The following is a 25053-nucleotide window of genomic DNA, read 5'->3' as shown; positions in this document are numbered from 1 at the left end:
GCCGGCGAGGAGGGCGGCTTCGACGGCGCCTCCGAGGCCGGCTTCGAAGGCGACTTCGACTCGGCGGGCGACGCCGAGGGTGACGCCGAGGGTGACGCCGAGGGTGACTCGGCCGGAGTCTTCTTCGGTGACTCCGACGGGGACTTCGAAGGGGACTCGGAGGGGGTCTTCTTCGGTGACTCCGACGGAGACTCCGAAGGGGACTTCGAGGGCGCCTTCGACGGGGACTCCGAAGGAGACTTCGACGGAGACTCGGACGGGGACTTCTTCGGAGACTCGGACGGGGACTTCTTCGGAGACTCGGACGGGGACTTCTTCGGAGACTCCGAGGGCGACTTCGAGGGTGACTTCGACGGTGTCGGCGTCGTCACGGACGTGCTCGGGGTCGGGGACGTCCCGGACGGGGTCGGCCTCGGCGAAGTCCCGGACGGGGTCGGCCTCGGTGAGGTCCCGGACGGGGTCGGGGCCGTCACGGACGAGGTCGGTGTGATCACGGGATTGGGGGTGAGCGGCGGCGTCGGGACCGGCGGCGGCGGAATCGGCCGGTCGGGCTTGGGCTTGCCCTGGTGGTCGCCCTTGGGGCGCTCGTACCACTGGTTGTCACGGTGGTCGTAGATCACGATCTTGGTGACGACGGTCGGCGCCGGTGCGATGGCCACCACCTTCGCCGGCTGGTAGGAGGGCCACGTCTGCCCGAAACGCTTCGGGGAGGCCTTGAGCGGCACCGGCGGACCCAGCGGGTTCCCGCACGCGCAGCGCACCCGAGGCACGCCCCGGTCGTCCACCAGCACGGCCGTCCCGGCCTGGAGCACCGCCTGGTAGGGGACGAGCGTGCCGTCCCGGTAGCTGTGGTTCGTCACCCGGGTGTCCATCCGCAGCTGCACCGAGGTGAGCGAGCGGAGGTAGCCGGGAACGGCGGCCGGCTGGATGCCTTGCGCCTGGGCGAAAGCCGCGTTCTTGGCGGGATCCGCGCTCAGCGATCCGATCAGCTTCTCGACGTCACAACTGGCGACGTTCCTGGTGCCGCCGTACACGCCCGGCGCGGAACCGCTGACGCTCCTGGTGCCCACCGGCCCGGTCGGGCTGGCGCTCGGGCCGACCGTGCCCTGGGGAGAGGGCGGCGGGCTCTCCGGCGGCGGCGCGTCCTTCACCACCGCGGACTCCGTGAAGGGGTCGGGGCCGGAGGCGGCGACCGGCTGCAGGAACACCTCGCCGCCCGCGTTGTCGGCCTTCCCGCCGGGCCGGGTGAGGACCACGGCCAGAGCCACGACCGCCGCCACCGCGACCAGCGCGGTGACGAGCCGTGGCACGGAGCGCCACCAGGGTCCTCCGGCCGCCGGTCCCGGGGCCGGTCCTCCGGGCCCACCCGGCGGCGCCGGCGGCGGCGGTGGCGGAGGACCCTGCTGCCCGCCCGAGAGCGGGCCCGAAGGCGGCCCGGTGGGGCGTTCTGAAGACGGCGGTCGGCCGGAGGGCTGTGTGGTCACGGGCTCTTCTTCCCAGGAGGAGTGAGTTCCCTGGGGACCATTGTGTGCGCCGTCCGGGTGGTGCCCGCAAGCCGGGGATGTCACGGTGGCAGGGTGAGTCGGACGCCGGGATCGTCATCGTCGGGGGGCTCCGCGAGGGCATGGCGGGACGCCCTCGTCGCCGTCGTCGCGGGATTCGTGGTGATGGCCGCGGTCGCCGCCGCCGGGCTGATGTGCGCGGGCGCGGGCGGCCTTCCGGACGGCGCGTTCCCGCATGTGGTCGCCGCGGTCGTGGTGATGGCGGCGGGCGGTTCGCTGGAGGTGTCGGGCGGTGCCGGTTCACTGGCGGGGGCGGAGGTGAGCCTGTCGGTGGTCCCCCTCTCCGTGAGCCTGGCCGGCGCCCTCGTGACCGGTTACCTCTTCCTGCGCCCCCTGCACAACCGGGCCGTGGCCCGGCCCCGCGAACTCATCGGCCGCGCGGTCCCGTTGGTCGTGCTGTGGCTGCTCGCCCTGACCGGCGCCGCCTTCCTCGCCCGCGAGACCTTCGGCATCTCCACCGGCGACTCCCCCATCGGGACCATCACCGAACTCCTCGACTCCGCGCCCACGGTGGGCTTCCAGGCCGACCTGCCGGCCACCCTCCTGTACGGACTGCTGTGGATCCTCGGCCTGTTGCTGATCGCCCTGCTCGTCTCGCGGCGCGCCCCGCTGCCGGCCCGGCTGGTCCGCTTCCACACGGCGCTGCGCCCGGCCGCCTTCGCCACGATGCTGCTGCTCCTCGCCTACGTCGTCCTCGGCATCGGGGTCGGCGTGGTCGTGGCCGCCACCCAGGGCCATGCCGACCGGACCTTTGCCGTGATCCTGCTCGGGCTGCCGAACCTCGTCTGGCTCGCGCTCACCCTGGGCTTCGGCGGGGCCTGGGAGGGCAACGTCGAGGGACCCTTCGGGCTGCCGATGCCGCAGTTGCTGGACCAGGTCCTGCGCGGCTCCGCCCCGTCCCGGATCGACGTGGCCACGCTCGCGGAGCAGGACTCCCGGGCCTGGTGGCTGGTGGCGGTGGCCGCCGTCCTGCTGCTCGGCACGGGCGTACTGGCCGCCGTACGCTCCCCCGCCCATGTCCGCCCCTGGCAGCACGCTCTCCACCTGGGCGTGGCCCTGGCCCTGGCGACCCTGGCCGTCTGTCTGCTGGGCCGGATCCAGGCGCAGTTCGGCCTCTCCCTGCTGGGTATCGGTGAGGTGGACGGCCTCGGCGGCCAGGTCCAGCTGCAGCCCGTGCTGTGGCGCAATGTCGGTCTCGGGCTCCTGTGGGGCGCGGTGGCGGGGTTCCTGGGCTCCCTGCTGGCCCGTCCGCTGCACCGCGGCGGGCGGGTCGACGAACCGGCCGCCGCGACCCGCGCGACACCCGAATAGCCGAACAAGCCGAGCGTGCCGAACAGGCCGGGAGCGGCTCAGGCCGGGAGCGGTCCGGCCGTCCCTCTGGAGGCCGGCAGACGGAACACCGGCAGGGCCCACGGCGGAACCGGCGGCGGGGCGGGCAACTCGGGCCGCGGGGGCTGCACCGCGCCGCCCGCCGCCTCGCCCACCGCCCCGCCCGGCTCGCCCGTCGTCGGCGGCCGGCCGGCCTCCCCCGCCCGCCGCAGGGCTCCGGTGAACTCCAGACAGCTGTTCCACCGGTCGTCCGGCGACTTGGCCAGCGCCTTCGCCAGGACCGCGTCCACCTCCTCCGGCAGCCCGGGCCGCCGCGAACTCAGCGGTGGCGGGGGGTCGTACTGGTGGGCCCACAGCAGGGCGATGTCGTCGTCCCGCTGGAAGGGCGGTTCCCCGGCGAGGGCCTCGTAGACGACGCACCCCAGGCTGTAGACGTCGCAGCGGCCGTCCACCGGCTTCCCGGAGATCTGTTCCGGGGCCACGTAGGTCACGGTGCCGACGAACTGCCCGTCGGTCGTGAACCCGGTCAGCGACAGCGACTTCTTCGTCAGACCGAAGTCCGTGAGGTAGGCGTGTTCGGGGTGGTCCCGGTCCGTGCCCGGGGCGATCAGGATGTTGCCCGGTTTCACGTCCCGGTGGACCAGGTCGTGGGCGTGGGCGGCGTCCAGGGCGGAGGCCACCTGGCCGGCGATCCGCGCGGCCGTCTCCACCGGCAGCGGGCCCGTCCGGTCCAGCATCACCCGCAGGTCCGGTCCCTCGACGAGGCGCATGGCGATGTAGAGCAGTCCGTCCGCCTCCCCCGCCTCGAACACGGGCACGATGTGCGGGTGCTCGATGGTCGCGGCCACCTTCGACTCGTGGACGAACCGCTTCCTGAAGGTGTCGTTCCGGGCCAGCTCGGGGGCCAGGAGTTTCAGTGCCACCCGCCGGTCGAGGCGCAGGTCCCGCGCCTCGTAGACGACAGCCATGCCGCCGCGCCCGATCTCGCTCTCCACCAGGTACCCGGCGATCTGCTGCCCGCGCAGGTCGGTGGGGGACCCGCCGCTGCGCTCCGCCCGTTCCTCGTCCACCGTCAGCCGCCTCCGGGGTCGTGAGTGTCCACGATCCGCGTCGGGTCATGGGCAGCCGCCCGGTCGGGCTGCTTCCCGGGGGCTTCGCGCGGGACGCCGACCGCGTCGGTCGGTGGCGGCTCCCTGCGTACGGCGGCCCCGCCGCCCGGATCCGTGTCCGCGGGCGGCGGCGGGGCGGGCGGCGGCGCGGGTTCGGGCGCGGACGGGCCGCCCGGGCCGGCGACGACCGCGTAGGTCGTCATGCGGTCCCCGTCGTCGTACAGCCACCGGCCCGACTTCTCGTCGTAGAGCCACACCGACTCCCCGTCGATGACCACCCCGGCCCGCAGCCCGCGCACCGAGCGGCGGAAGGCGTCGGCGTCGATCCGTCCCGAGGCGAGCTCGTCCACGGCCCGCCGGTAGCGCTCCAGGGCCTCGGAGCCGCGGGTGAGCAGCGGCCGCGGGTCCTCGGAGCGCACCGGGGGCCGCCCCCCGGCCGTCGGCGGCGGCTGCGGCACGGCGACCAGCAGCCGCCCGTCCACCCAGGCGGACCACCCGTTGGCGCACAGGACCTCCCCCCACTCCCCGCGCCGGGACAGCAGCTGCACGGGCAGGAACGGGTCCAGGGGCACGGTCGGCCGGGTGACGTCGGGGCCCTCCCAGGCGGGCAGCCCCTCCTGCGGCACCACATGGGTGGGCTGGAAGTCCGCCACCTCGCCTCCGGGTCCCAGCGGGCTGGTCATGAGGCCTACTTCCGCATGATGGTCGGCTCGTGGCGGCGCAGCAGCCGGAGGACCAGCACGCCGAACAGCACGGACAGGACGACGAGCATGCCCATTTCGAGGAGCCACAGATGGGCCTCGTGGTCGAACAGCGGGTCCTGGGTGATCTTTCCGGGCACGATCGCGCCGAGGTCGATGGTGCCGGCCATCGCTCCCATGGCCCACCGGGCCGGCACGAACCAGGCCAGCTGTTCGATGACGGGGACGCCGGTGAGTTTCAGCAGGGAGCCGCAGAAGACGACCTGGACGATCGTGAGGAGGACCAGCAGCGGCATGGTGACCTCCTCCTTGGTCACCAGGGCGGAGATCAGCAGGCCGAGCAGCATCGCGGTGAGGGACAGCAGGGCGACGGCGAGGGTGATCTCAAGCAGTGGTGGCATGAAGAGGCCGCGGCCGCCGGGGGCGTTGATGGTGACGCCTGCGAGGCCGACGAGGGTCAGGACCACGGCCTGGGCGACGGTGATCGCGCCGAGGACGACCACCTTGGACATCAGGTAGGCCGACCGGGACAGGCCGACGGAGCGTTCTCGCTGGTAGATGACGCGTTCCTTGACGAGTTCGCGCACCGCGTTGGCGGCGCCGATCAGGACCCCGCCCACGCACAGGATGAACAGGGCGTTCAGCGCGGTTTCGGCGTTGAGGGTGTTGCCGGCCAGTGCGCGGGTCATGGCGCCCATGACGAAGGGCAGAGCGACCATGATGATCAGGAAGGTGCGGTCGGACCTGAGCACGGCGGCGTACCGGCGGATCAGGGTGGAGAGCTGGGAGCCCCAGCTCTGGGCCTTGGGCCGCGGCTGCGCAGAGGTGCCGGCGGCTCGTTCGGCCTGCGCCGTGAGCGGGGGCCGGCCGGCGGTGACGTCGACGTGGCGGCGGTACAGCGGCGAGGCCCGGTACTCCCCGGCCCAGTCGCGGTCACGCTGGTTCTCGAAGGCTTCGAAGGCCTCGGGCCACTGTTCGAAGCCGAAGAAGTCGAGGGCTTCCCCGGGGGCGCCGTAGTACGCGATGCGCCCGCCGGGCGCCAGGACCAGGAGGCGGTCGCAGCCTTCGAGGTTGAGCACGCTGTGGGTGACGACGATGACCGTGCGGCCGTCGTCCGCGAGGTCGCGCAGCATGTTCATCACCGAGCGGTCCATGCCGGGGTCGAGTCCGGAGGTGGGCTCGTCCAGAAAGAGCAGGGAGGGCTTGGTGAGGAGTTCCAGGGCGACGGAGACGCGTTTGCGCTGGCCTCCGGAGAGGCTGTGGATGGGCTGGTCGGCGCGCTGTTCGAGGCCGAGTTCACCGATCACCTCGTCGACCCGGGCCTGGCGTTCGGCCTTGGCGGTGTCCTGCGGGAAGCGCAGTTCGGCGGCGTAGGTGAGGGCGCGCCGGACGGTGAGCTGGGAGTGCAGGATGTCGTCCTGCGGGACGAGGCCGATGCGGCTGCGCAGTTCGGCGTAGTCGCGGTAGAGGTCGCGTCCGTCGTACAGGACGGTGCCCTGGTCGGCGGGGCGCAGGCCGGTCAGTGCGCCGAGCAGGGTGGACTTGCCGGCTCCGCTGGGGCCCACGACGGCGAGCAGGCATTTGGCGCCGACGGGGAAGGAGACCTGGTCGAGGAGGGTCTTGCGGCCGCGGTCGACGGCGACGGTGAGGCCCTGGACGTCGAGGGATACCTCTCCGGTGTCCACGTACTCCTGGAGCTGGTCGCCGACGAGGCAGAAGACCGAGTGGCCGATGCCGACGATGTCGCCCTCGGTGACGGGGGTGGCCCGGGTCACGGCGGCGCCGTTGAGGTAGGTGCCGTTGTGGCTGCCGAGGTCGACGATCTCGTAGCTGCCGTCGGCGAGGGCGTGCAGCTCGGCGTGGCGGCGGGACACGGTGAGGTCGTCGACGACCAGGTCGCTGTCGGGGGCGCGGCCGATGCGCACGGCGGTGCGGACGGGCAGCGGACGTACGGTCGTCGGCTGCCGGAAGGTGCCGGTCATGGCCGGGTTCGCGATCTGGGAGGGGCGGCCGGTGCCGGGCGCGGGGGGTGGTGCGGGCGCCGGCGGCGCGGGACCGATGACGGCGGCGCGCGGCCCGTCCTCGACGCTGCCGAAGCGCAGCTCGGTGCCGACGCCGACGCTCCACTCGTGGACGCGGTGACCGTCGGCGAAGGTGCCGTTGGTGCTGCCCTCGTCCTCAAGCGTCCAGTGGTCGCCGTCCGGGCGCAGGATCGCGTGGTGCCAGGAGACGCGGGCGTCGTCGAGGCAGATCTCGCAAAGGGGGTCCCGACCGACGTGGTAGATCCGGTCGGGATCCATCTCGGTGGCGCCCCAGTCGGTCACCAGGACGAGCTGGGGCGCGGTCGGCACACTTGGGCGCTGGACCATGACCAGATTTTCCCACGATCGCGAAGGTCCGGCACCGGTCGAGCATCGTCGCAGGTCAGAGCCCTCTTATGGGTAATGACAACGGTCCCCGTTGCAGCCTTTGCCGATCCTGGCGGGGTGCGCTTCACTTCACGCGACGGACCCGAACACACGGGCGCCGCGACGAGACGGGGGACGCCATGAGTGGGCACGACCACGCGCACGACGGCCACGGGCACGGGAACGGCAAGGGGCGCGGCAACGGGTCCGCGGGCCACGACCACGGCCACGGTCCCGGAGGGCACAGCCACGGCGTGGCGGCCGATGCCGACCGGCGCTGGCTGGCGATCGCGCTCGCCCTGATCGGCGGGTTCATGGCCGTCGAGGTGGTCGTCGGCGTCATGGCCAACTCGCTGGCGCTGATCTCCGACGCGGCCCACATGCTGACCGACGCGGTCTCGATCGTCCTGGCGCTGATCGCCATGCGGCTGGCCGCGCGCCCCGCCCGCGGCGGCTTCACGTACGGCCTCAAGCGGGCGGAGATACTCTCCGCCCAGGCGAACGGGCTGACGCTGATCCTGCTGGCGGTCTGGCTGGCGTACGAGGCGGTGCGGAGGCTGATGAACCCGCCGCCGGTGGAGGGCGGGCTGGTCGTCGTGACGGCGCTCGCGGGCATCGCCGTCAATGTGGCCGCGGCCTGGTGCATCTCCCGGGCGAACCGTTCGACGCTCGTCGTCGAGGGCGCCTACCAGCACATCCTGAACGACCTCTTCGCCTTCATCGGCACCGCGATCGCCGGTCTGATCGTGCTGACCACCGGTTTCCGGCAGGCGGACGCGATCGCCACGCTGGTCGTGGTGGTGCTGATGATCAAGGCGGGTTACGGGCTGGTCCGCGAGTCCGGCCGGATCCTCCTGGAGGCCGCCCCGGCCCATGTGGACCCGGACGCGGTCGGCGACCGCCTCGTCGGGCACCCGCCCGTCACCGAGGTGCACGACCTGCACATCTGGACGATCACCTCGGGCCAGGCGGCCCTGTCCGCGCACGTGCTGGTGGAGCCGGCGGGAGACTGCCACGCCGTCCGCCGGGACCTGGAGCAGCTGCTCGACAAGGAGTACGGGATCACGCACACCACCCTCCAGGTGGACCACGCACAGGACTCCCTGCTCACGGTCGGCCGCGCGGGCGGGGGTCCGTCCGACGCGCACTGCGCGGACGCGCACGGTCCGGTCCACCGGCAGGGCCCGCACGCCCACTGACGGCAGAACCCGTACCCGCACCACTGACCCGGGTCCGTACGGGGCATGGATGTACCCATGACGCACAAACGCAGTGCCGGACTGCTCCTCTTCCGGCGGACCGGTCCGGAGCCGGAGCCCGGTGTCGAGGTACTCCTCGGACATATGGGCGGCCCGCTCTGGGCCGGGCGGGTGACCGGGGACTGGGCCATCCCCAAGGGTGAATACGGGCCGGAGGAGACTCCGCGGGACGCGGCCCGCCGCGAGTTCACCGAGGAGATCGGGCTGCCCCCGCCGGAGGGCGAGTACCTCCCGCTCGGCGAGGTACGTCTGACCAGCGGAAAGCTGGTGACCATCTGGGCGGTGGAGGCGGATCTCGACCCCGCGCTGATGGTGCCCGGAACCTTCTCGATGGAGTGGCCTCCGCACTCCGGGAACGTCCAGGAGTTCCCGGAGCTGGACCGGGTGGCCTGGTTTGCTCCACCACTGGCGCAAAACATGCTGATGCCCTCCCAACTTCCGTTCCTGGAGAGGCTGTTGGAGCTCCTGAAGGTTTGACCCACACTTGCACTTGCCAACACCCTTACCTGCATGGACATTGCACACATGACGAACGTCGTGCTGGTGGGAACCTTGGACACCAAGGGTGTGGAGTACGGCTGGCTGCGGGAGAGGCTGCTGCGCGCCGGCGTCGAAGTGGTACTGGTCGACACAGGAATCATGGGCGAACCCCGGGTGCCCGCCGACGTACCGCGTGACGCGGTGGCCCGGGAGGCCGGAACGGAACTGTCGGAACTGCGCACGGCCGCCGACCGGGGTGCGGCCGTGACCACCATGGCGAGGGGCGCGGAGGCGACCCTCTTACGCCTGCACGCCGAGGGCAGGCTGCACGGGGTGCTCGCCATCGGCGGGAGCGGCGGCACCTCCATCGCCACCCGGGCGATGCGCGCCCTGCCGCTGGGCGTACCGAAACTGATGGTCTCGTCCATGGCGTCCGGGGACGTCCGCCCCTATGTGGGCTCTTCGGACATCACCATGATGTACAGCGTGGTGGACATCGCGGGGATCAACAGCATCTCCGCACCGGTCCTCGCGAACGCCGTGGCGGCGATCACCGGGATGGCCCGGGCCTACGCCCGCACCTCCGCGGAGGGCCACCCGCCCCGGCTGGGCGAGGGCGGCCGCCCCCTGGTCGCGGCGAGCATGGCGGGCGTGACCACGGCCGGGGTGGACGCGGCACGCGAGCGGCTGACGGAACTCGGCTACGAGGTGCTGGTCTTCCACGTCAGCGGCACCGGCGGCCGCACTCTGGAGACCCTGGCCGGCCAGGGGATCTTCGCGGGCGTCCTCGACCTCACCCTCAGCGAGCTCGCCGACGACCTGTGCGGGGGCATCCTCACCGCGGGCCCGGACCGGCTCAGCGCGGCCGGGCGGGCCGGAATCCCGCAGGTGGTGAGCCTGGGGGCGCTGGACATGGTGAAGTTCGGCCCGCTGGAGAGCCTGCCCCCGCAGGTCCGCGACCGGGGCGTCCACGTCCACAATCCGTCCATCACGGTGACCCGTACGACCATGGCCGAATGTGCGGAGCTCGGCCGCCGGGTCGCCGCCAAACTGCGCGTGGCGAACGGCCCCACGGCGGTCTGCGTCCCGCTCCGTGGACTGTCCACGCTCGGCGCGCCGGGCGGGCCGTACCATGACGCCGGCGCGGACCGGGCCCTGTTCTCGGCACTGCGCGAGGGCCTGCGGGGCAGTGCCACCAGGCTCTACGACTACGACACGCACATCAACGATCCGGCCTTCGGGCGGGCGGCGGCCGACCGGCTGCACGCCATGATCGGGGCCCTGTCGGCCGCGGCCTGAGCCGTCCGCCGTGGTTGGGAACCGGCCACGGCGGAAACCACGTCCCAGGGGGCGTCCGGTCCGGGGAGGGCCGGTGGACGCCGGTCCGGGACCGGTCGTCCGAGCGATGCGGCGGCGCCACACGGCAGGCAGGGGGCAGGAACGATGAACGACACGCGGGCGGCATGGTCGGTCCCCGGTTACACCGAGGTCCGTGAGCTCGGTTCGGGCGGCAGCGGCCGCGTGGTCCTCGCCGTCCACGACGGCACGGGCACCCCGGTCGCGGTGAAGTACCTCAGCGACCGGCTGCGCCAGGATCCGGCGTTCGTCGGGGAGTTCCGGGCCGAGGCCCGCCTCCTGGGCGGGCTGGAGACCCCGTACGTGGTCAGGCTGTACGAGTACGTGGAGGCGTCCGGCGGCGCGGCCATCGTCATGGAGCTGGTGGACGGCATCTCCCTGCGCGCCCTGCTGAAGCAGTCCGGGCGGGCCGACGCCGAGGCCGCGCTGGTGGTCCTCAAGGGGTCCCTGCTCGGGCTCGCCGCGGCGCACCGGGCGGGCGTCGTCCACCGGGACTACAAGCCGGAGAACGTACTGGTCGCCACGGACGGCTCGTCGAAGCTGGTGGACTTCGGGATCGCGGCGAACCGGGGCAGCACGCCCGGCGTGGCCGGAACGCCCGCCTACATGGCTCCCGAGCAGTGGCAGGGCCGGCCGGCCTCGCCGGCGGCCGACGTGTACGCGGCGACGGCGACCTTCTTCGAGTGCCTCACGGGCCGCAAGCCCTACGACGGGGAGAACTTCGCCGAGCTCGCCGTCCAGCACATCGAGGCGCCGGTACCGGAGACGGAAGCGCCCGAGCCCGTCCGTCCGCTGATCCGGCGGGGCCTCGCGAAGGCGCCCGAGCAGCGGCCGGAGAACGCCGAGGCGTTCGTGGCCGAGCTGGAGGGCGTGGCGCTGGCGGCGTACGGGCCCGACTGGGAGGAGCGCGGGCAGCGCAAGCTGGCGGCGCTGGCCGCCCTGCTGCCGCTGCTGTTCCCCTCGGCGGGCGGCCCGGCGGCGGGTACCACGGCGTTCGCCACGACCAAGGTGCCCAGCGGTTCCGGCTGGGCACCGGGGCGCCGCGGCTGGCTCGCGGCGGGCGTGGCGCTGGTGCTGGGAACCGTGCTGGTCCTGACGACGGACGCGATCGGCGCGGCCCCGGACGCGGCTTCGGCGGTGAGCGCCTTCGCCACGACGAGCGCGGCCCCGCCCGGTTCGGCCTCGCCGAGCCCGAACCCGAGCCCGACGGACTCCGCCTCCCCTTCGCCGAGTCCGAGCCCCTCGGCGTCCCCGAGCCCCTCGCCGTCCGCGTCCACGTCCACCTCCCCGTCGGCTTCTCCGTCGTGGCCGACGAGCCCCACCCCGAAGCCGACGGTGAGCTGGCCGCCCACGCCGACCCCGACACCGACGCCCACACCGACACTGAAGGTCACGGACGTCTCCGTGTCGCTCAAGACCGGCGTCTACCGGGGCGACGCGACGATCTCGGTCACCTCCCAGGGCACCGGCTCGGTCACCGTGACGGTGGAGTGGTTCCTGGACAGTGCGCAAGGCTCCTACTCCGTCCGCGACGGCGACGCGGAGTCGTTCGTCGTCCAGGCCGGCTCGACGGCCACCCAGGTCAGGTCCCACACCTTCGCGCGCGACCGCGGCTGCTACGGCGGGGTCCGGGTCACCACCAAGCCCACCGCCGGGAACAAGTCCGCGTCGGCCTCGCAGTACCTGCTGCGCTGCCAGGAGGTGCCCCGATGAGCGGTTCCGGCGCCCCCGAGGGTGACGACTACAGCGCCACCGTCCTCGGCAGCCACTGGTTCAGCGGTCCCCCGGACACGACCAAGCGGATGGCTCCCGAGGAGGTGGCCCCCGACCGGGTCGAGGGCTCCGTGCTCCGGTTCGGGCCCGGGGTCACCGCGGCCATGCCCGCGCCGTTCCCCGTCGACGTCTCGACGGCCGTCGTACCGCCGCCCCGGCGGCGCCGCCTGGCCGGTCTGCGGCGGTACGCCCTCGCTGCGCTCGTCCTGGCCGCGGTCCTCGCGTACCTCGGGTGGCAGCGGCTCGGGCCCGGCATCGAGGTCCGGGACGTGGCCGTGAGCACCGATCCCAAGGGCCCGGCCTGTGACGCGGCGGCCGATGTGGTGGCCGTGGTGGCGACCAACGGGCGCCCGGGCATCCTCACCTACCGGTGGGTGCGCAGCGACGGCACCCGCTCCGAGCAGCTGACCGAGCGGGTGCCGCGCGGGCAGCGGGAGGCCCGGCTGCACCTGCTGTGGACCTTCCAGGGCAAGGGGAGCTACCCGGCGAAGGCGGAGCTGCAGCTGGTGTCGCCCGGTCAGCGCACGGCCGCGGTGGACTTCACGTACCGCTGTTCCCCGTAGGCCTCTTGCGGATCGTGCCGGGCAGCCGGATGACGGCGAGTCCGCCGTCGAGGTCGACCCGGGTGCGCGGCGGTGCGCCGTCCTCCTCGTCGTCGCGCATGACGAGGGCGCTCTGCCGCTCCTTGAGCTCGTTCTGCTTGCCGGGCGAGAAGCTGGCGTGCAGCTGCTCGAAGCCGGTGGCGGACATCTGCCCCTGGCGGCCGTTCCAGCGCCAGGGCAGCAGCCCGGCGCGGCCCGCGCGGACCAGTGCCAGGTCCAGGAAGGCCATGGCGGTGAGCACCAGAGCCAGACCGGGAAGGGTCATGAAGACGACGAAGCCCATGCGGCGACGGTAGCCGAAGCGGCTGCCGCGTCCGCGCGGGAAGGCCCGCGGCCCCTTTGGGGAGTGGCCGCGGGCCGTTTCGCATTCCGCCCCCGCCGCAACCGGGGGACGGAAGTCAGGGGGCGACCGGGGTCAGAACCGGGCGTGCGCGGTGATGTCCGCCTCGAACTCGCCCGTCATCGCCGGGGTCACCGTCGGCCGGCACTGCCGGACCGCCGCCAGGTAGTCCTCCGTGGTCGCGCCCAGCTGCGCGGCCGCCGCGCCCCGCGCGCCCACCGCCTCCAGGTCCCGCTCGAAGGACACCTGCGCCGCGATCCGCGCCGCGTGCTCGATGTCGGCCGGCGTGAACAGCTCGGTGGCCGCCACCAGGGCGTTCACGTCGACGTCGGCGCGGCCGGCCGTGTAGCGGGACCAGATGGCGGCGCGCGCCCCGGCGTCCGGGGTGCCGATCGGGATGAGGTAGTCGAAGCGTCCGGGCCGCAGGAAGGCCGGGTCGAGGGAGCGGATGGAGTTGGTGGCGCACACCAGCAGCCGCTCGTCGCCCTCCCGGAAGCCCGGTATCAGTTTCAGCAGCTCGTTCGTCACCCCGTGGATCCCGCCGGGCTGCGCGGGCTCGGTGCGCACCGGTGCGATCTCCTCGACCTCGTCGATGAAGACGAGTACGCGCTCCAGCTCGGCGATCCGGGCGAACGCGTCGCGCAGCGCGGCGGCCAGGTTTCCCTCGTCGGCGAGGCGGGAGGGGAGCAGTTCCACGAAGGGCCAGCCGAGCCGGGAGGCGATGGCCCGGGCGAAGGTGGTCTTGCCGGTGCCGGGCGGGCCGAAGAGGGTGATGGCGCGCGGCGGCCGCACCCCGTGCGAGGCGGCCCGCTCGGGCTCGGCGAGCGGCAGCACCACGCGCCGCTCGATGAGGTCCTTCTCCTTCTCCATGCCGGCGACCTTGGTCCACAGGTCGTTGGGCAGGAAGCGGCCGCCGAGGTCGTCGAGGAGGCCCGCGGCCGGTCCGTGCAGCGGCTCGGTCTTCTCGAAGTAGGCGACGGCCGGCTGCCGGGTGTATCCGGCGTTGAGGAGGCCCTCGCCGAGCATGTCCTCCTCGGGCAGGACGTACGCGATGCGGCCGACGCGCGCGGCGATGAGCCGTCGCTCCAGTTCGACGAGCAGGGCGCTGGCCAGGCCCCGGCCGCGCCAGCCGGCGGCGATCGCGATGCGCATGACCCAGGCCCGTTCGCCGGTGACGCAGGCGAGCGCCGCGCCGATGGGGACGCCCTGGTGGACGGCGACCACACAGGGCTGGCGGTCGGTCAGCGCGCTGATGCACTCGGCGAGCGAGAAGACGGACTCCTGTCCGAGTTCGGCCGTGGTGTCGATCAGATGGACCACCGCTGCGAGATCGCTCTCGCGGTAGTCGTGGATGAGCCAGTTCACCGGGTACCGCCCCTCGTTCGTGCTCCTGCGGCGAGGCTAGGGGCGGAGGGGCCGCACGATCACGCTCCGTGGTGCACAACACCCGGTCCGGAAACCGTCCGTGGCGTCCATAGACTGGTGCTTTCCGCCGAAGCCCCGTACCGAGGATCCGCGCACCTTCATGCCTTCCGACATATCCGCCATATCCGAATCCCGAAGTCGGCGCGTCGTGGTGTGGCTGGTCCCCCTGCTGTGGACCCTGGGGCTCGGTCTGTGGGGGCTCTCCCGGCAGGACAGCGTGTGGCGGGACGAGGCGGCTACCTGGCAGGTGGCCGGCCGGTCGGCGGGTGAGATATGGGCGATGCTCGGACACGTGGATGCCGTGCACGGGCTCTACTACCTGCTGATGCACTGCCTCTTCGAGGTCTTCGGGGCGAGTACGGCGACCCTGCGGCTGCCGTCGGTGCTGGCCGTCTCGGCCACCGCGGCGTGCGTGGCGCTGATCGGGCGGCGCCTGGCCGGGTTCTGGGCGGGCCTCGGCGGCGGGCTGGCCCTCGGGCTGCTGCCGGCGGTCCAGTTCTACCTCCAGGAGGGCCGCCCGTACGCGCTGGTCGCGGCGGGGGCCGGGCTCTCCACGCTGCTGCTGGTCTCGCTCCTGGAGCGCGGGCCGGGCAGGCGGGCCTGGCCGCGCTGGGCGGCGTACGGGATCACCGTGCTGGTGTGCGCCCTGCTGAACTGGCTGTCCCTGCTGGTCCTGCCCGCGCACGCGGCGACCCTGGGGTGGGCGCGGGCCGGGCGGCGGGTGTGGCTGCGCTGGGCGGCGTACGGCTCGGGCGCGGTGGCGGGGGCGCTGCCGCTGATCCTGTTCAGCCGCGGCCAGTCCGACCAGGTGTCGTGGATACCGCCCCTGGGCTGGCCCATGCTGATCGGGCCGGGAATCCTCCTGTCGATCGGCGGGCTGGGCGCGTGGGCGGACCGGCCGGACCGCTCGGTCCGCCCGGACCGCAAGGCGCTGTCGGTGGCCGCGGTCGGCCTGCCGCTGCTGGCGGTGCCGCAGCTCGGGCTGATCGGGCTGTCCCTGGTGCAGCCGCTGTTCCAGGACCGGTACGTGCTGTTCAGCATGGTGGGGCTGGCGCTGCTGATCGGCGCCGCGCTGGGCGCCGCCGTACGGGCCTGCGCGCCCCGCCTCCCGAGGGCGGCGGGTCTGCTGGTGCCGGGCGTGGTCGGGGTCTCGGTGCTGGCCCTGCTGCCGGTGGAACTGGACAAGCGGGCCCCGGCCAGCCGGATCGACGACGTGCTCGCGGTGGCCGGCGAGGTGGCCGGGCTGAAGCGGGACGGGGACGCGGTGGTGTTCGTCCCGGCCGCGCGACGGGACACGGCGCTGGTCTCGCCCGGCGCCTTCGGGGGTCTGGCCGATGTGGCGCTGGCCGCGTCCCCGGCCGACTCGGCCACCCTCAAGGGCGAGGAGGCGGACCCCGCGCGGATCCGGGCGGCGCTGCTCGGGCAGCGGCGGGTGCTGCTGGTGACGGACGCGGAGAAGGTGGCGAAGCCGCCGTCGGCGGAGCGGGACCGGGCCAAGGCGGCGGTCCTGCGGGAGCACTTCGCGGTGGTGGCGGACCGGCAGGTGCGGGGGCGCCGGGTGACGGTGTACGAGCGGCTCGGATAGCCGCCGATCGGCTGCCGACATCCGACATAGCGGGGCCTGTCCGGGCATGCCCCGGCCTTCACACGGGCTTCACAGGATTCACAGGGGATTCATACGGAACTCCATCCTCCGGACATAGGTTCGGCGGGCAGGGTGGAAAAATGATCCACTCCACGCTCCTCCGACCGGCCCGGCGCACCCGTGCGCGGCGGGCGTCGCGGATCCTGCTCGCACTGACCGCGATGGCCGCGCTGGTCGGCGTGGACCTGCCCGACGCCGCCGCCGGACCACCGCTCGGCGTCACCGCGTGGGCGCTGCCCGGCGCCACCACCAACCGGGTGGGCGCGCTCTTCGCGGGCGGGCAGGGCGGCGGACATCACTGCACCGCCGCCGTGGTGCACAGCGAGGAGGGCGATGTGATCGCCACCGCCGCGCACTGCCTGGAGAGCCCGGACACCACCGTCTTCGCGCCGGGCTACCGCGACGGCAAGGCCCCGTTCGGATTCTGGAAGCTCACCGGCGCGTACATCGCACCGGGCTGGACGGACGGGCAGGACCCGGACGACGACATCGCCTTCGCGACAGTGGCCCCGGTGGACGGCGGGCGGACCGGGACCGTGGAGGACCTCGTGGGCGGTTTCCCGGTCGCCGCCGAGCAGCCGGACGACGCCAGGGTGACGGTCATCGGCTACCCGCGGACCCTGGAGGCCCCGGTGCGCTGCGCGAACACCACCGACCTGCTCTCCGCGACCCAGCGCCGGATCGGCTGCCCGGACCTCACCGGCGGCACCAGCGGGAGCCCCTGGCTGGTGAACGGGGCACTGGCCGGCGTACTCGGCGGCTACGAGGGCGGCGGAAGCGTCCCGGAGATCTCGTACAGCGCGGTCATGGGCGACCGGGCGGCGCAGCTGTACCGGGAGGCACGGTCCTGAGGCCTTGAGGTCTGCCAGGACACCCCAGCGGACACGGTCTAGTGCTGTGACCGGCAAGGTTTGCCGGGTTGCGGCGTCCGGTGTGGTGCGTCGCAAGGCGGAGGTCCGCGGCTTGTACTGGACGTACTTGCGCGGTCCGACAACGCGGCGAGGTGCCGTACCGGGCGTCGCAACCCGGTGAACCTTGCCGGTCACAGCACTAGCGGCCGGCCGGGATGCGTTCCGCGTCGGGCGCCGAGGGCTGGGCGGGAAGCCGGTCGATCGACGGGCCGCGCGGGGTGGCCGACCGGATGTCCTGCACCCCGCTGCGCAGCCGGTCGCGCAGGCGTCGGCCGAGCGGGCGTTCCACGAGCCGGTGGATGAGCCAGGCGAGCAGCAGCATCACGGCGGTCACGCCGATGACCAGGGGTACGGGCGCCACGTCCCGGCGGAAGTGATGGATGAAGGTCAGCCCGGCCATCATGTGGATCAGGTAGAGCGGGTACGTGAGCGCTCCGGCGTGCGGGAGCCAGCGCCACCGGACGCCGTCGAGGGCGCCGAGCGCTATGGCCGCCATCAGGGCGAACCCCAGCACGATGACCAGGTGGGCGGGCCAGGCGGGCGTCCGGTCGGTGGCGGCCCGGCCCAGGCTGGAGATCATGCGGGCGTGCACATGGTGCTGCGCGAGGAGGAACTGGACGCCGACGACGGCCCACAGGACGGCGTTCGGCCGGAACCGGCGCATGAGGTAGAAGGCGATGCCGGCGATGAAGTACGGGGACGAGGTCGAGACCGCGAAGAAGGACAGCACGCCGTTGTCGGCGGTGGGTGCCACGACGCCGGCCAGGGTCCACGCCGCACAGAACAGGACGCAGTTGCGGTAGGTCACGCCGCGCATGACCACGATCGCGAACAGCATGTAGAACTTGAGCTCGACGAAGAGGGTCCAGTAGGCGTCGTCGATGTTCGGGACGCCGAGGCCGGTCTGGAGCATCGACAGATTCACCAGGACGTCACTGAACGCCTTGACCTGCCTGACCTCGGACCAGGAGTACAGCACGAGGGCCGTGAAGGCGACGGCCGCCCAGTAGGCGGGGAAGAGCCGGGAGACCCGGGACACCGCGAAGTCACCCACGGAGCGGCCCCAGGCGCTCATACAGATGACGAACCCGCTGACGAGGAAGAAGATCTCGACGCCGAGCCAGCCGTAGACGGCGAACGGGTGGGCGGTCGGGAAGATCTCCGCGGGCGCCTTCCCCCAGGCGCTTTCGAGGGCGAAGTAGTGGTAGAAGAGCACGCCGAGCGCGGCGAGCACCCGCACCCCGTCGAGGGCCGCCAGGCGCCCGCCGGGGACGGCTCCGGCCGACGCGCGGCCATGGCCGCCCGCCTGCGACTCTCCGGCTGAACTGCGCGAGCCCATCCTCCGACCACCCTCTCGAATGTACGACTGTCCGATAACCGCCTTGGATCAGCGGAACCATACAGCGCACGTCCGCGCAGCCCGCCATGCCGGTCCGGGTGCTACGTGAGAGCGGCGGGGGCCTCGAACCAGGTCGGCTCATCGAGCAGGGACCGGTGGATCCGGTCCAGGCCGAAGGGATCCAGCGGCGGCAGCGCGTCCACCTCGAACCAGGCCACTTCGAGGGACTCGTGGTCGTTGGCCCGCGCCTCGCCGCCCGTCGCGCGGCAGCGGAAGGTGATGTCCTGGAACTGGCAGATGTCACCGTTGGGGTAGGTCATCGGCTCCGTCATCTGGACGAGGACCACGCGCTCGACGACGCAGCGCACCGCCGTCTCCTCGTACACCTCGCGCACGGCGGTCTCGGCGGGCTGCTCCCCCGGCTCGGCGATTCCGCCGACCACCGCCCACTGCCCGGTGTCGGAGCGCCGGCCGAGCAGCACCCGGCCGAGATCGTCGAAGACGATGGCCGTGACTCCGGGCAGCAGGAGCAGCTGGTGCCCGGCGGTGGCGCGGATCCGGCGGATGAAATCGGGTGTGGTCATGTCCCGACCCTACGAGGCCGCCGGACCGGATCCGGACTCAGGCGGCGCGGCGCGAGCGGATCCGGCGGTTCAGGATCCACCCGAAGCCGCCCGCGGCCAACAGGAGCAGTGCGTACTCCGGGAGCGGACCGACGACCGTGGCCGGGGTGCGGCCGGAGCGCAGCGGGATCTCGGCGACCAGCGCGTCCGCGGTGAACATCCTGGTCTGCGAGACGATCTTCCCGTCGGGGCGGATGACGGCGCTGACCCCGCTGGTGACGGGGACGAGGACGGTGCGGCTGTGCTCGACGGCGCGGATCCGGTCCATGGCGAGCTGCTGGTAGGTCATCTGGGTCCGGCCGAAGGTGGCGTTGTTGCTGGGTACGGCGATCACCTGGGCGCCGTCCTGGACGGTGGACCGGACGGCGTCGTCGAAGGCGGCCTCGAAGCAGGTGACCATGCCGACGCCGGTGCCGGCCATGTCGAAGACGCCGGGGTCCTTGCCGGGACCGAAGTCGCGGCGCACCCGGTCCACGTCGGAGCTGAAGAGGCGGACGACGGAGCGCATCGGGATGCGCTCGCCGAAGGGCTGGATCTTGCGCTTGTCGTAGGTCGCGGTGGGGCCCTTGACCGGGTCCCACAGGATCATCGTGTTGCGCAGCGGGCCCGTCTCCGGGGCCACCACGGCGCCGATGGCGACGGGCACGCCGATGGCCTTGACGGCCTGGTCGATGACGTCGTGGGCGTCGGGCTCGGCGTACGGGTCGAGGTCGGAGGAGTTCTCCGGCCAGACGACGAAGTCGGGCTTCGGGGCGCGGCCGGCCTTGACGTCCTCGGCGAGCTGGACGGTGCGCCGGGCGTGGTTGTCGAGGACGGCCCGGCGCTGGGAGTTGAAGTCGAGGCCGAGGCGGGGCACGTTGCCCTGGATGACGGCGACCACGGCGGTGCCGTCCTCGGCCGCGTCGGAGACCAGCGGGCGGGCGGCGAGGCCCACGCCGATCGGGGCGGCGACGGTGAGCGCGGTCAGCGCGGCGGTGGTGCGACCGGGGTGGCGGCGGGCGGTGCGCAGGACCTCGTAGAGGCCGAATCCGCAGACGGCGACACCGAAGGAGAGCAGGGGGGTGCCGCCGAGGGCGGCGAGGGGGGTGAAGACGCCGTCGGCCTGTCCGAAGGCGAGCTTGCCCCAGGGGAAGCCGCCGAAGGGGGCCCGGGCCCGCAGGGCCTCGCCCGCGACCCAGACGGCGGCGGCGAACAGCGGCCAGGCCGGGAGCCGGCTGACCAGGGCGATACCGAGGCCGGTGAGGCCGATGAGGAGGGCTTCGAGGGTGCTCAGCGCCAGCCAGGGCACCGGGCCGACCTCCTCACCGGTCCAGACGAGGAGCGGCAGCAGGTAGCCGAGTCCGGCGAGGAGTCCGAGGCCGAAGCCGGCCCGGGCGCGGCGGCCGTGGAGGCAGCCGGCGAGCAGGGCGAGGGCGAAGGGGGCCAGCCACCACAGCGGGCGGGGCGGGAAACTGAGGTAGAGCAGTACGCCCGAGAGGGCGGCGAGCAGGGCACGCAGCAGCCACAGTCCCTTCCGGTTCGCGGCGGACCGGGCGGTCGCGGGGGGCGTGGCCGCCTCGGCCCGGGGCCCGTCGGCGGACTGCGAGGGCTCGTTCCCGGTCGCGCGGGTGACACTGCTGCTCATCTGGCGGAGTGTACGTCCCCGCACCTCGCGGAGCGGTATGCGCCCGGCCGCGCTCCGCAGGACACCTCTACCGGGCGAGGGCGCGCAGGTGGGCGCGGATGACGCGGACGGCGTTCTCGGCGTCGTCGACGGTGACGGTGAACCGCTTGCCGTCGTCGAGGACGAGGGCCAGGCCCTCGCCGCGCCGGACGATGATCGCGGTGCCCTTCTCGGGGCGCCAGCGGTGCCCCCAGCCTCCCCATTGCTGCGGGGTGATGCTGGGGACGAACTCGGCGGAGGTGACCTGCGTGAGCCGGATCCTGCGGCGGGGCACCCCTATGTGGCCGCAGCGCACTTCCATGGCCTCGGCGTCGACGGTGACGGCGACGTGCACGAAGGCCAGGGTGCCGTAGAGGATGAGCAGCCCGACGGCGAGGCAGCCGATCACGGACATGAGCAGCGGGATGATGCCGGCGGTCCAGGCGTAGTCGACGGCGAGTTCGACACCGAGCGCCAGACAGGCCGCGCCGACGGCGGCGAGCAGCCACTGCACACGGTTGGAGGCGCGGCCCGCCCAGAGCGGACCCGAAGGGTGACCCGTCATGAGTAGCAGCGTACTCACGTTCCGCTTGCCCGCCACCGTCCCTCGCCCACTCGGTGCAGCGCGGCTCCCGCACGGCGGACGAGCGCGTCGCGCAGGGCCGGGTGGCGGCCGGTCATGAAGCGGTGCAGGTTCCGGGAGGCGAAGGCGACGCGCTGGGCGCTGCGGCGGCGTTCGCTGTCGTACGCGCGCAGGGCGCCGGGCAGCCCGGCCGGCCCGGCCGCGGCGACGGCGCGGGTCAGGGCCTCGGCGTCGAGGAGGGCGGTGCAGGCGCCCTGGCCGAGGTTGGGTGTCATGGCGTGCGCGGCGTCGCCGACGAGGGCGATCCGGCCGTCGGCGACGAAGCTGGGCAGTGCGGGGTACAGGTGGCGCATCTCGTACCGGATCCAGGTCGCGGGATCGGTCTCGGCCAGCACGCGCGGGATGGGGTCGTGCCAGTCGGCGAAGGCCTCCCGTACCTCCTGGGCGGTGGTCGCCCCGGGGACGGCGGCGTACCAGTTGGTGCGGCCGGCCTCGACGGGGGTCATGCCGAAGAAGCGGCCCGCGCCCCAGGTCTCGCCGTAGCGGCCGGTCTCGAATCCGGCGGTGCCGATCCAGGCGGCCGTGCCGACCGGGCGCGGGCCGCAGGCCCGGCCGAAGTGCGCCGTACGCACCGCGCTGTTGATGCCGTCGGCGCCGACGACCAGGTCGGCGGCGAGTGCGGCCGGGTCGGTGAGGTGCCGGCCGTACGCGATCCGCTCGCCGCCGAGCCGGTCGAGCGCGGCGAGCAGCGCGTCGATGAGGTGGGGCCGGGATATGAGCAGTTCGGGGCGGCCCGCCCTGCGCTCGATCCGTTCGAGCGGGAGGGCGGCCAGCACCGTCCCGTCGGGGCGCCGGATCCGGGCTCCCCGGTACGGGACCGCCCGCGCCCGCAGCGCGTCGCCGAGGCCGAGCCGGTCGAGCGCGGTCTGGGCGGAGGGGTGGATCCCGAAGGCGGTTCCGTAGCGTTCGAGCGCGGTGCGCCGTTCGAGGACGGTCACCTCCCAGCCCGCGCGGCGCAGGCCGACGGCGGTGGCGAGTCCGCCGACCCCCGCGCCGACGACCACGGCCGTGCCCGCTCCGTGCCCCGGTCCCCGCCCGCTGGAGGTTTCGCTCATGGCCCGCCCCTTCGCCGCACGCCGGCAATCACCACAGGTGTGGTACTACATCTGTGGTACCACGGTTGTGGTTAAGGTGGCAACGTGAATCAGGACCGGAGGGACCGGCTGCGGGACGCGGCCATCGCCGTACTGGCGCAGGAGGGCGGGCGCGGGCTGACCCACCGGGCCGTCGACGCGGCCGCCGCGGTGCCGACGGGCACCGCCAAGAACTATTTCCCGACCCGCGACGCCCTGCTGCGGGCCGCGGCCGAACGCTGCGCGGAGCAGTACCGGGCGCTGGCGCGGGCCCTGGCGGGCGCCGGGCAGGGGCAAGGGCCCTTTCCCGGACCGGAATCGGGACCGGGACCGGAATCGGGACCGGGACCGGGACCGGGACCGGGACCGAAATCGGGACCGGAATCGGAATCGGGACCGGAGTCCGGGCCGGGACCGGAGTCCGGGCCGGGTTCCGGACCAGTGCCTGCCGACGCGCCGCAGCTCGCGGCTCTGCTCGCGGGGCTGCTGCGCAACACGGCCGGGCCCGGCCGCACCCGCGTGCTGGCGTATCTGGAGCTCCAGGCCGAGGCGGCGCGCCGGCCCTGGCTGGCCGCGCTGCTGGACCATGTCGCGGCGGCCGATTTCACCGCGCACGCCTACCTGCTGCGCGCGGCCGGACTGGCGGCCGGGCCGGAGCGGGCCCGCGCGCTGACCCTCGCCCTGCACGGCGCCATCCCCCACCTGCTGACGGGCGCCCCGGCGACCCTGGCGGCGGCCGGCCTGGACGACCTGGACCGCTTCACGCGCGAACTGCTGGCGTCCGTGTGCGAGGAGGAGACCAGGTGATCACCCGACTGGACCGGGCCGTGGGAGCCGTCATCGGCTCGGCGGCGGGCGACGCACTGGGCGCGCCCTACGAGTTCGGGGCGGCTGGGGAACTGACCGCGCGCGGCGCGGAGATGGCCGGGGGCGGCGGCTGGGACCCCGGCGAGGCCACGGACGACACACAGATGGCCGTCCTGGTCGCGGACTCCCTGCTGGAGTGCGGCGGTCTCGAACTCCCCGACCTCTTCGGCCGGTTCCAGCGGTGGGCGGCCGGGCAGCCCAAGGACATAGGGCTGCAGACCGAGGACGTGCTGACCAACGGCGAGTCCTGGGAGCTCGCCGCGGCCCTGCACTTCCAGCTCAACGCACGGGCGGCGGGCAACGGTTCCCTGATGCGGGCCGCCACCTCGGCGGTCTACTTCGCCCCCGCCGGGCGGGAGGGGACCATGGAAGCCGCCCGGCGGATCGCGGCCCTGACGCACGGCGACCGGGCCGCCTGGGAGGGGACCGCGATCCTCCACGAGCTCGTCCGCGTCGCCCTGGAAGGGGCCGACCCGCTGGCCGCTCTCCCCGCGACGCTCGACGCGGTGCATCCGGACCACCGCGACCGCTACGGTCGCGTGCTCGCCCCCGACTGGCATCCGGAGCTGGCCACGGAGTTCAACGGGGCGGTCTGGCCCTGCCTGGGCTCGGCCGTGTGGGCACTGCGGACCACCACCGGCTTCGCCGAGGCGGTACGGGCCGCCGTGGACCTGGGCGGGGACACCGACACGGTGGCCGCGGTGACGGGTGCCCTGGCCGGGGCCCGGTACGGCCAGGGGGCGGTCCCGGCCCACTGGACGGCGGCGCTGCACGTGCCGCTGCCCGGCTTCGGGGACCGGGTCCTGGACGCGGACGACCTGCGTGCGCTGGCTCAGCGGCTCGCGGCGGCCGGCTCCCACTGATGTTCCCGGCGCCGCCACCCGGAAGGTCCGGATCACACGCAAGACGATTCGTCTCGCCGGGCGGTGGGGCTCCGTCAGCCGACGGGCGCGCCCTGGCCCGCGAGCAGCCTGCCTTCGGCGTACGCGAGCGCGGCGGCGGGCAGGGCCCCCTCGCGCCCGCTGCGCAGCACGGCCAGTCCGCCCGTGCGCGGCAGGTCGGGCTCGGGCCGCAGCCCCAGGCGGCGCAGCGCCTGGACGGCGACGGGCTCGGCGGAACCGTGGTAGACGAGCTCCGCCCCCTGGGTCCGCGCGGCGAGGGCGGCCCGGATGGGGCCCTCGACCAGCTCGTAGTGCGTACAGCCGAGCACCACGTCGGTGATGTCGGCCGGGGTCAGCGCGGCGGCCGCGGCGACGGCGGCCGTCACTGCGGCGTCGTCGGCCGCCTCCACCGCGTCGGCGAGCCCGGGGCAGGGCACCTCGGTGACCCGGGCCCCGGCGGCGAAGTCGCGGATGAGTCCGCGCTGATAGGTGCTGCCGGTGGTGGCGGGGGTGGCCCAGATCGCCACCCGGCCGCCTGCGGCCGCGGCGGGCTTGATCGCCGGCACGGTCCCGATGACCGGGATGGCCGGCTCCAGCTCCGCCCGCAGGACGTCCAGGGCGTGCACGGTGGCGGTGTTGCAGGCGACGATCAGCGCGTCCGGGCGGTGCACGGCGGCGGCCCGGGCGACGGCGAGTGCCCGCTCGGCGAGGTCGGCGGGGGTCCGCGGACCCCAGGGCATCCCGTCGGGGTCGGAGGACACGACCAGATCCGCGTCCGGCCGCAGCCGCCGCACCACCGCGGCCGCCGCGAGGAGGCCGATTCCGGAGTCCATGAGCGCGATCTTCACCGGGCCACCTTAGTCGACCCCCGCCCCGGCGAAGCCCTCCCTCCACCCCACCCGAAGCCGGCCGCCCCCCACCCGGGGCCGGCCACGGCAGGACGGGATGGCCCCGGAGCGCACGACGCGCCGGCCGAATCCGGCACGCGGAGAACAGCAAAGCCGTCACACGCCGGCCGAAAGGCCGGCGCACCCGTGCCGGGAGGCGACGGCACCCCGTGCGCCGGGATGCACAGCGCACCCGCC

Annotated in this window: 21 protein-coding genes and 1 pseudogene; 10 read left to right on the top strand and 12 right to left on the bottom strand. The window is 73.7% G+C overall.

Annotation, left to right across the window (positions count from 1 at the left end; translation table 11 throughout):
* Window positions 1-254: 254 nt before the first annotated feature.
* Window positions 255-1484: pseudogene (locus ACFY0D_RS03665) on the bottom strand (DUF6777 domain-containing protein); the annotation flags it as partial.
* A 93-nt stretch (window positions 1485-1577) separates the two neighbouring features.
* Here ACFY0D_RS03665 and ACFY0D_RS03660 point away from each other — a divergent pair.
* Window positions 1578-2873 carry a streptophobe family protein gene (locus tag ACFY0D_RS03660; RefSeq protein WP_390796761.1) on the top strand — a complete coding sequence of 432 codons (1296 nt, stop codon included), beginning with the start codon at window positions 1578-1580 and terminating at the stop codon, window positions 2871-2873.
* Between the two features lie 38 nt (window positions 2874-2911).
* On the opposite strand, the gene ACFY0D_RS03655 is transcribed toward ACFY0D_RS03660, so the two are convergent.
* From ACFY0D_RS03655 to ACFY0D_RS03645, 3 genes are read right to left on the bottom strand one after another with little or no spacing between them, the layout of a single operon-like run.
* Window positions 2912-3961, bottom strand: coding sequence for a serine/threonine-protein kinase (locus tag ACFY0D_RS03655; protein WP_390796760.1), 1050 nt, complete (start codon window positions 3959-3961; stop codon window positions 2912-2914).
* 2 nt (window positions 3962-3963) lie between these two features.
* Window positions 3964-4683 (bottom strand): hypothetical protein, encoded by a 720-nt coding sequence (locus ACFY0D_RS03650; RefSeq protein ID WP_390796759.1) that lies wholly within the window; start codon window positions 4681-4683, stop codon window positions 3964-3966.
* Window positions 4684-4688: 5 nt separating this feature from the next.
* A complete protein-coding gene (locus ACFY0D_RS03645) occupies window positions 4689-7070 on the bottom strand; it encodes an FHA domain-containing protein (RefSeq protein WP_390796758.1) in 2382 nt (793 codons plus the stop codon).
* Window positions 7071-7249: 179 nt separating this feature from the next.
* Between ACFY0D_RS03645 and ACFY0D_RS03640 the strand changes: the two genes are divergently transcribed.
* From ACFY0D_RS03640 to ACFY0D_RS03620, 5 genes are all read left to right on the top strand, one after another.
* The gene (locus tag ACFY0D_RS03640; RefSeq protein WP_390796757.1) at window positions 7250-8308 is read left to right on the top strand and encodes a cation diffusion facilitator family transporter; all 1059 of its coding nucleotides are present in this window, start codon (window positions 7250-7252) and stop codon (window positions 8306-8308) included.
* 57 nt (window positions 8309-8365) lie between these two features.
* Complete coding sequence (locus tag ACFY0D_RS03635) at window positions 8366-8845, top strand: NUDIX domain-containing protein (RefSeq protein ID WP_373042342.1); 480 nt, start codon at window positions 8366-8368, stop codon at window positions 8843-8845.
* Window positions 8846-8893: 48 nt separating this feature from the next.
* The gene (locus ACFY0D_RS03630) at window positions 8894-10147 is read left to right on the top strand and encodes a Tm-1-like ATP-binding domain-containing protein (RefSeq protein ID WP_390796987.1); all 1254 of its coding nucleotides are present in this window, start codon (window positions 8894-8896) and stop codon (window positions 10145-10147) included.
* A 144-nt stretch (window positions 10148-10291) separates the two neighbouring features.
* Window positions 10292-11917, top strand: coding sequence for a serine/threonine-protein kinase (locus ACFY0D_RS03625; protein WP_390796756.1), 1626 nt, complete (start codon window positions 10292-10294; stop codon window positions 11915-11917).
* Window positions 11914-12540: a hypothetical protein gene (locus ACFY0D_RS03620; RefSeq protein WP_390796755.1), complete on the top strand. Its 627-nt coding sequence runs from the start codon at window positions 11914-11916 to the stop codon at window positions 12538-12540. Before ACFY0D_RS03625 ends, ACFY0D_RS03620 begins: the two co-directional genes overlap by 4 nt.
* Here ACFY0D_RS03620 and ACFY0D_RS03615 read toward each other — a convergent pair.
* Window positions 12518-12862 carry a DUF6191 domain-containing protein gene (locus tag ACFY0D_RS03615; RefSeq protein WP_390796754.1) on the bottom strand — a complete coding sequence of 115 codons (345 nt, stop codon included), beginning with the start codon at window positions 12860-12862 and terminating at the stop codon, window positions 12518-12520. The two genes, ACFY0D_RS03620 and ACFY0D_RS03615, sit on opposite strands and share 23 nt — an antisense overlap.
* A 132-nt stretch (window positions 12863-12994) precedes the next feature.
* On the bottom strand, window positions 12995-14284 hold the full coding sequence (locus tag ACFY0D_RS03610; protein WP_373042335.1) for an ATP-binding protein: 1290 nt from the start codon (window positions 14282-14284) through the stop codon (window positions 12995-12997).
* A 160-nt stretch (window positions 14285-14444) separates the two neighbouring features.
* On the opposite strand from ACFY0D_RS03610, the gene ACFY0D_RS03605 reads away from it, so the two are divergent.
* Together ACFY0D_RS03605 and ACFY0D_RS03600 are read left to right on the top strand one after the other, a co-directional pair.
* On the top strand, window positions 14445-15929 hold the full coding sequence (locus tag ACFY0D_RS03605; protein ID WP_390796753.1) for a hypothetical protein: 1485 nt from the start codon (window positions 14445-14447) through the stop codon (window positions 15927-15929).
* A 140-nt stretch (window positions 15930-16069) separates the two neighbouring features.
* On the top strand, window positions 16070-16840 hold the full coding sequence (locus ACFY0D_RS03600; RefSeq protein ID WP_390796752.1) for a trypsin-like serine peptidase: 771 nt from the start codon (window positions 16070-16072) through the stop codon (window positions 16838-16840).
* 199 nt (window positions 16841-17039) lie between these two features.
* Here ACFY0D_RS03600 and ACFY0D_RS03595 read toward each other — a convergent pair whose 3' ends face one another.
* The 5 genes from ACFY0D_RS03595 to ACFY0D_RS03575 form a co-directional block, all read right to left on the bottom strand.
* Window positions 17040-18239, bottom strand: coding sequence for an acyltransferase family protein (locus tag ACFY0D_RS03595; RefSeq protein ID WP_390796751.1), 1200 nt, complete (start codon window positions 18237-18239; stop codon window positions 17040-17042).
* Between the two features lie 101 nt (window positions 18240-18340).
* Window positions 18341-18823, bottom strand: coding sequence for an NUDIX domain-containing protein (locus ACFY0D_RS03590; protein ID WP_390796750.1), 483 nt, complete (start codon window positions 18821-18823; stop codon window positions 18341-18343).
* Window positions 18824-18860: 37 nt separating this feature from the next.
* Entirely contained in the window at window positions 18861-20486 is a 1626-nt protein-coding gene (gene lnt, locus ACFY0D_RS03585) for an apolipoprotein N-acyltransferase (RefSeq protein WP_390796749.1), read from the bottom strand.
* A 67-nt stretch (window positions 20487-20553) separates the two neighbouring features.
* Window positions 20554-21069, bottom strand: a complete 516-nt coding sequence (locus ACFY0D_RS03580) for a hypothetical protein (protein ID WP_390796748.1) — start codon at window positions 21067-21069, stop codon at window positions 20554-20556.
* A 14-nt stretch (window positions 21070-21083) separates the two neighbouring features.
* Window positions 21084-22202, bottom strand: coding sequence for an FAD-dependent oxidoreductase (locus ACFY0D_RS03575; protein ID WP_390796747.1), 1119 nt, complete (start codon window positions 22200-22202; stop codon window positions 21084-21086).
* Window positions 22203-22286: 84 nt separating this feature from the next.
* Between ACFY0D_RS03575 and ACFY0D_RS03570 the strand changes: the two genes are divergently transcribed.
* Window positions 22287-23027: a TetR/AcrR family transcriptional regulator gene (locus tag ACFY0D_RS03570; RefSeq protein WP_390796746.1), complete on the top strand. Its 741-nt coding sequence runs from the start codon at window positions 22287-22289 to the stop codon at window positions 23025-23027.
* Window positions 23027-23950, top strand: coding sequence for an ADP-ribosylglycohydrolase family protein (locus ACFY0D_RS03565; RefSeq protein WP_390796986.1), 924 nt, complete (start codon window positions 23027-23029; stop codon window positions 23948-23950). Before ACFY0D_RS03570 ends, ACFY0D_RS03565 begins: the two co-directional genes overlap by 1 nt.
* Window positions 23951-24024: 74 nt before the next feature.
* On the opposite strand, the gene ACFY0D_RS03560 is transcribed toward ACFY0D_RS03565, so the two are convergent.
* Complete coding sequence (locus tag ACFY0D_RS03560; RefSeq protein ID WP_390796745.1) at window positions 24025-24816, bottom strand: glutamate racemase; 792 nt, start codon at window positions 24814-24816, stop codon at window positions 24025-24027.
* Window positions 24817-25053: the final 237 nt, after the last annotated feature.

Source organism: Streptomyces sp. NPDC001502 (assembly GCF_042894785.1).
GTDB classification, from domain to species: Bacteria; Actinomycetota; Actinomycetes; order Streptomycetales; family Streptomycetaceae; genus Streptomyces; species Streptomyces kutzneri.
Note: the sequence above shows the minus strand (reverse complement) of the source record. Positions and strands in the feature narration are given on the sequence as shown.